The organism is Streptomyces sp. NPDC055078, assembly GCF_053607985.1.
This window is the reverse complement of record NZ_JBSGUP010000983.1, coordinates 1-2,092: the sequence shown is the minus strand read 5'-3', so window position 1 is coordinate 2,092 and position 2,092 is coordinate 1. Positions and strand designations below refer to the sequence as shown.

Annotated in this window: 1 protein-coding gene; it reads left to right on the top strand. The window is 73.6% G+C overall.

Annotated features, from left to right (window positions below):
* Window positions 1–214: 214 nt before the first annotated feature.
* The gene (locus ACWF94_RS39380) at window positions 215–1,852 is read left to right on the top strand and encodes an ABC-F family ATP-binding cassette domain-containing protein (RefSeq protein WP_453499924.1); all 1,638 of its coding nucleotides are present in this window, start codon (window positions 215–217) and stop codon (window positions 1,850–1,852) included.
* Window positions 1,853–2,092 lie beyond the last annotated feature (240 nt).

Below are 2,092 nucleotides of genomic sequence, written 5' to 3'. Positions count from 1 at the left end.
CGGCTGTCGTAGGCGGGCGGGGCACCCACGCTGTCCGGGGCCGGGGCACTCCGGCTGTGGTTGGCGGGGCGGGTCAGCCGAGCCGCCCGGGTCCGGGTCACCCGGGTCACCCGGGGCTTCCCCGGCACCCGAGCGGGCCGCCGGCCGCCCCCCACCCCCGGCGAGCCGAAAATCCGCGAGACACGGAAGGGGCCGCGGTTAGGATCATCCACTGATGACTGCCACCCTCGTAGCCAAGGATCTCGCCGCAGGTCACGGCGACCGCTCGCTCTTCTCCGGTCTCGACCTCGTTGTCGCGCCCGGCGATGTGATCGGTCTCGTCGGCGCCAACGGAGCCGGAAAGTCGACCTTGCTGCGTCTGCTCGCCGGTCAGCTGCGGCCCGAGCAGGGCGGGCTGCGGCTCTCCCCGCCCCATGCCACCGTCGGCCATCTCCCGCAGGAGCCCGAGCGGCGGCGCGGCGAGACCGTACGGCAGTTCCTCGCGCGCCGTACCGGCGTCACCGCCGCCCAGCAGGCTCTGGACGAGACGACGGCGGCGCTCGTGGACGGCGCCGAGGGCGCGGACGACGCGTATGCCGTCGCCCTGGAGCGCTGGCTCGGCCTCGGCGCCGCCGACCTCGACGACCGCGCCGGGGACGTCGCAGCGGCGCTCGGGCTGACCGTCGGCCTCGATCTGCCGATGACGGCGCTCTCCGGCGGCGAGGCCGCGCGGGCGAGTCTCGCCTCGCTGCTCCTGTCCCGCTATGACATCTTCCTTCTCGACGAGCCCACCAACGATCTCGACCTGGACGGCCTGGAGCGCCTGGAGAACTTCGTCCGCGGACTGCGCGCGGGCACGGTCGTCGTCAGCCACGACCGGGAGTTCCTGGCCCGTACGGTGACCAAGGTCGTCGAACTCGATCTCGCCCAGCAGCGGGTCGCCGTCTACGGCGGCGGCTACGCGGCGTATCTGGAGGAGCGCGAGCGGGCCAGGCGGCACGCCCGCGAGGAGTTCGAGGAGTACACGGACAAGAGGGCCGCCCTTCAGGACCGGGCGAGGACCCAGCGGGCGTGGAGCGAGAAGGGCGTCAAGAACGCCCGCCGCAAGATGCCCGACAACGACAAGATCGGCCGTAACGCCCGGGTCGAGGCGAGCGAGAAGCAGGCCGCCAAGGCCAGGCAGACCCAGCGCATGATCGAACGCCTCGAAGCCGTGGACGAACCCCGCAAGGAGTGGGAGCTGCGGATGGAGATCGCTCCCGCTCCGCGCTCCGGCTCGGTCGTGGCGACCCTGCGCGACGCCGAGGTCCGGCGCGGCGACTTCCGCTTCGGGCCCGCCTCGCTCCAGATCGACTGGGCCGACAAGGTCGCCATCACCGGAGCCAACGGCTCAGGCAAGTCCACGCTCCTCGCCGCCCTGCTGGGCCGCCAACCGCTGGACGCGGGTCACGCCTCGCTCGGCCCGGGCGTCGTCGTCGGCGAGGTCGACCAGGCCCGCGCGCTCTTCCACGGCTCCGAGAGCCTGCTCGACGCCTTCGGCGCCGCCGTCACCGACCTGGAGCCGGCCGGGGTACGCACCCTGCTGGCCAAGTTCGGCCTCACCGCCGCCCATGTGCTGCGCCCGGCCACCACGCTCTCGCCCGGCGAGCGCACCCGCGCCGCGCTGGCGCTGCTCCAGGGGCGGGGCGTCAACCTCCTCGTGCTGGACGAGCCGACGAACCATCTCGACCTTCCCGCGATCGAGCAGCTGGAGTCGGCGCTCGCCACCTACCCGGGCACGCTGCTGCTGGTGACCCACGACCGCCGGATGCTCGACGCGGTGCGCACCACGCGCCGTATCGAGGTGGCGGCCGGAAAGATCACGGAGAGCTGACCCCGCGCCCGCACCAAACCGACCCCGCGCCCCGCACCCCGCGCCCCGCACCAAGCTGACCCCGCGCCCCGCACCCCGCTGACCCCGGGCCTGTACCGAAGGGTGCCCCGATGCCAGAGGGCGCCTCGGTACGGAAGGCCGCCTCGGTACGGAAGGCCGCCTCGGTACCGAAGAGTGCCCCGCTACCGGGGGATGCCTCGACTCCGGGGTGCCTGGATACCGGGGCGCCTGTACGCCGGG